The sequence below is a fragment of the Microbacterium sp. CCH5-D1 genome (assembly GCF_001557335.1).
Lineage (GTDB): Bacteria > Actinomycetota > Actinomycetes > Actinomycetales > Microbacteriaceae > Microbacterium > Microbacterium oxydans.
Genome location: NZ_LSJW01000320.1, coordinates 1 through 4318, shown reverse-complemented (window position 1 = coordinate 4318; position 4318 = coordinate 1). Strand labels below are relative to the sequence as shown.

The 4318-nt window shown below is 70.2% G+C and carries 4 protein-coding genes; all 4 read right to left on the bottom strand.

Annotation, left to right across the window (positions count from 1 at the left end; translation table 11 throughout):
• Positions 1-146: 146 nt before the first annotated feature.
• Positions 147-470 (bottom strand): thioredoxin, encoded by a 324-nt coding sequence (gene trxA, locus AX744_RS19545; RefSeq protein WP_061018793.1) that lies wholly within the window; start codon positions 468-470, stop codon positions 147-149.
• A gap of 74 nt (positions 471-544) precedes the next feature.
• Positions 545-1525: a thioredoxin-disulfide reductase gene (trxB, locus tag AX744_RS19540; RefSeq protein WP_061018795.1), complete on the bottom strand. Its 981-nt coding sequence runs from the start codon at positions 1523-1525 to the stop codon at positions 545-547.
• 85 nt (positions 1526-1610) lie between these two features.
• A complete protein-coding gene (gene murJ / locus AX744_RS19535; RefSeq protein ID WP_061018791.1) occupies positions 1611-3230 on the bottom strand; it encodes a murein biosynthesis integral membrane protein MurJ in 1620 nt (539 codons plus the stop codon).
• The coding region (locus tag AX744_RS20915; RefSeq protein WP_231728856.1) for a DUF6049 family protein at positions 3230-4318 on the bottom strand (1089 nt) is incomplete at its 5' end. The genes murJ and AX744_RS20915, both read right to left, overlap by 1 nt.

The window sequence follows — 4318 nt, the reverse complement described above, 5'->3', positions numbered from 1 at the left end:
CAACTGGAAACCGACGACTCGCACAGCGACCGGACCGAATGAAGGGGGCGGCCCACCGTCGTGGTGGGCGCGGATGTTCCGGCGGCGCGGAAACGACGAAGGACCCGGCGACCGGGGTCGCGCGGGTCCTTCGTGACGTGGGGTGCTCAGCCGATGTAGTCGGCGAGGTCCTGCTCGAGGGCGAACTTCGGCTTGGCGCCGATGATCGTCTTCTCGACCTGGCCCTTGTTGAAGACCTTCATTGCCGGGATCGACGTGATCTGGTACTCCATGGCGAGCTGCGGGTTCTCGTCGACGTTGAGCTTCAGAACCGTGATCTTCTCGGGGTTCTCGGTCTGGATCTCGTCGAGGATGGGGCCGACCATGCGACAGGGTCCGCACCACGCCGCCCAGAAGTCCACCAGGACGGGGCCTTCGGCGTCGATGACGTCCTGCTGCCAGGTGCTCTCACTCGTGGCCTTGGCGGTCATATGTCTGTCTCCTTAGGAATCGACACGTGGGTGTCAGAGGGGAAAACGCAGCGGATGCCGCAATTGTTCCGCGCTCAGGCGGGGGTCGGCAGCCCGTCGATCAGTGCGGCGTCCTGCGCGGGGGCACCCGCGTCGCCGCGCGCGGCGAGGTAGTGCTCGAGGTCGAGGGCGGCGACCGTGCCGCTGCCGGCCGCGGTGACGGCCTGGCGGTAGGTCGGGTCGATGACGTCGCCCGCGGCGAAGACACCGGGGACGGAGGTCTTCGAGGTGCGGCCGTCGACCCACACGGTGCCGTGCTCGGTGATGTCGAGGACGTTGTGCACGAGGTGCGTGCGGGGGTCGTAGCCGATCGCGACGAACACGCCGTCGAGGGCGAGGTCGCGCTCGGACCCGTCGACGGTGTCGCGCAGACGCACGCCGGTCACGGCATCCTCACCCAGGACGTCGATGACCTCGGCGTTCCAGACGAACTCGATCTTCTCGTTGGCCTTGGCGCGGTCCTGCATGATCTTCGAGGCACGCAGCTCGTCGCGACGGTGGATCACGTAGACCTTCGAGGCGAACTTCGTGAGGAACGTCGCCTCTTCCATCGCGGAGTCGCCGCCGCCGACGACGGCGATGACCTTCTCGCGGAAGAAGAAGCCGTCGCACGTGGCGCAGTACGAGACGCCACGGCCCGACAGGCGGGTCTCGCCCTCGATGCCGATCTTGCGGGGCGCGGAACCGGTGGCGAACACGATCGCCTCGGCCTCGTGCGTCTCGCCGCGGCCGAGCGTGACGGTCTTGATGTCGCCCGAGACGTCGAGCGACACGACGTCGTCGTACACGACCTCGGCGCCGAACTTCTCGGCCTGCTCCTGCATCTTGGTCATGAGGTCGGGGCCCATGATGCCCTCGGGGAACCCGGGGAAGTTCTCGACCTCGGTCGTGTTCATCAGCTCTCCGCCGGCCTCGACCGAGCTGGCGACGACGAGGGGCGACAGGTTCGCGCGCGCCGCGTAGATCGCCGCGGTGTAGCCCGCCGGACCCGAGCCGATGATGATGACCTTGCGCACGATGATTCCTCTCTTCGTCTGGGCGATGTTCGCGCCCGGACAGTTCAACCCATGGTAGCCGCGTGGCATTCCACGGACCGGGGGCTCACCGGCCCGGCAGGAAGCGGCGGACGGCACGGAACGCCACGCCCAACTCGGGGGTGCGAAACAGGGCCAGGATGCCGCCGTAGACCAGCAGTGTCACACCGCCGATGAGCGCGGCGCCGAGGAGTCCGGGGAGACGCTCGGAGACGGCCCACCCCTCGACCCCGCCGAGAAGGAGGAAGACGGCCCACCCCGCGGCCGCTGCAGGGACGGCCGCGAGCAGGAAGCGCAGGACTCCGCGGAACGCCGCACCGAGACCGAGCGGACCGATCTTCCGCCGCAGGAGGGTGATCGCGAGTGCGAACTGCAGGATGTTCGCCACGGACTGTCCGAGGGCGATCGCGAAGGCGAGCCAGGTCAGGGGCAGGATGCCGGCGTGGACGAGCGCCGACGCGGCCAGAGCCGTCGCGATGACGAGCGCCGCCTGCACGAGCGTGTACACGAAGGGAGTGCGGGTGTCCTTGAGGGCGTAGAAGGTGCGCTGGATGCCGAACTGGAACGACAGCGGCAGGAGCGCGAGCAGGTACGCGCCTAGGACCCAGGCGAAGGCGACGGCGTTGTCCGGCGTTGTCGTGAACAGGCGCGCCAGCGGCACGGAGGCCACGGCCATCGCGGCGAGGATGCCGACCATGAAGATGCCGACGGTCCGGGTGAGCGAGGACAGGTCGGCGGTGACCGCATCCGTCCGTCCCTCCGCGACGTGCTCGCTGAGCTTCGTGTAATACGGGGTCCCGAGGGAGAGGACGATGACGGAGAACGGGAGCATGAACAGGAGCCACGCGTTCTGCAGCGTCGCCCCGGCCGCCGCGGGACCCGAGGCGGCACCCACGATGTTGATCTGGAAGGCGCCGGCGATCTGCCCGACGACGACCATGAGGAACGTCCAGCCGGCGAGGCGGCCGATCTGGCGGAGGCCGATGCCCCGCCAGCCGAAGTCGGGCCGCACGTGCAATCCCGCTCGCCGCCAGAACAGGAACAGGATGCCGGCCTGCACGACGATCCCGAGGGTCGCGGTGCCGCCCATCAGCGCGATCATGCCCGCCGTCCAGCCCGAGGCCGACTCGTAGGTGCCGAACAGCACGATGAAGACGCCGAAGCCCGCGATCGAGATCAGGTTGTTCACGATCGGCGACCAGGCGAACGGCCCGAAGATGCGGTTCGCGTTGAGGATCTCGCCCACGAGCGCGTACAGCCCGTAGAAGAGCAGCTGCGGCAGACACCAGTAGGCGAGGGCGAGGGTGAGCGTCTTCGCCGCCGGGTCGGTGAACCTCCCCGCGTAGATCTCCACGAGCACGGGCGCCGCCACGACGGCGACGATCGTGACGACCAGCAGGGCGAGGACGCCCAGGGTCAGCAGTTTCGACACGAAGGCGCTGCCGCGGTCGTCGTGCGTCTTCACGGCCTTGACGATCTGCGGGACGATCACCCCGGCGAGGAGCCCCGAGGAGATGAGCGCGAACACCGAGTTCGGCAACTGGTTCGCGATCGCGAACGAGTCCGCAGCCTTCGCGCCGACGGTGCCGACGGCGACCGTGAGCACGATGTTGCGGATGAGTCCCGTGATGCGGGACGCCATAGTGCCGGCGGCGACGGTGGCGCTCGCGCGTCCGAGGCCGGCCATCAGGGGGCCACCGGCATCCGCTTGCGCCGTCGGACCGTCCGGATGACGCCGAGGACGAGGAGGGCGGACACGAGGACGGTGAGGATGACGAGGGCCACCGACTCCCATTCGGCGCGCACCGACACCTCGACGGTCTCGCTCCGCCCGATATCGACGCCGGACGGGGTGCGCAGCTGCAGGTCGACGGAGGATTCGCCGCTGCCCACGAGGGCGGAGACGGGGATCGCGACGCGGCTGGTCTGCTGGGCGCCGATCTCGACCTCGGTCGTCGACTCGATCACCAGACGCGCGTCACCGGGCGAGGCGAGCAGGTCGACACGGGCCGGCCACGGCAGGTCGTTGCGGACGGTGAAGACGAGGGGCGCGGAGGTCCCGGCGAGGGTGATGGGGCCGCCGAGGACGAGGGCGACGCCGTCGGTCCAGGTGGCGATGCGCTCGCGCTGCGCCTGGATCGCGGCATCCCATCCCTCGCGGTCGTCGAGCCACGCGTTTCCGAGCAGCTGCAGCTCGGTCGCCCGCTCCGACGAGGTGAGCAGCGTCGGGTCGCCGAGCACACCCGAGATGCGCTGCAGACCGCCCTGCGCGGCGCGGAACCCGTCGATCACCGCGACGCGGTCCTGGTCGGCGGGGACGGAGTCGACGTCGACCGCAGTGGCGGGAGCCGCGAGGAGGCCGTCGAGATCGGTCGCCGTCCAGCCGGGGAGCCCGGTCGCCGCGTCGATCGCGCCGCGCAGGGCAGCCTGGGACCGACCGTTCGCGCGGTCGACCGTGACGAGCAGGGGGTCGGCGAGGTCGCCTACGGCCGCCCGCGCCGTGAACTCCGCCAGGAGCGCTCCGCGGGCGGTGTCGGCATCGGTCGCGGAGGCGTCCTCGAGCAGGCGCGAGAGGCCGGCGTCGTAGACGAGCAGGTCCGTGTCGGCCGAGACCGCGTGCGCCCCGGCATCCGATCGCACCACCGAGCTCGGCAGGAGCGTGACGGGCGCGTCATCGCCGCCCGTCACGGCGCCCAGGGCGGCGACGGTCTCGGCGCCGGCAGCGGCTCTGGCGCGAGGAAGGCCTCCGTGTCCCCCAGCGGCGGCGGCGCAAAC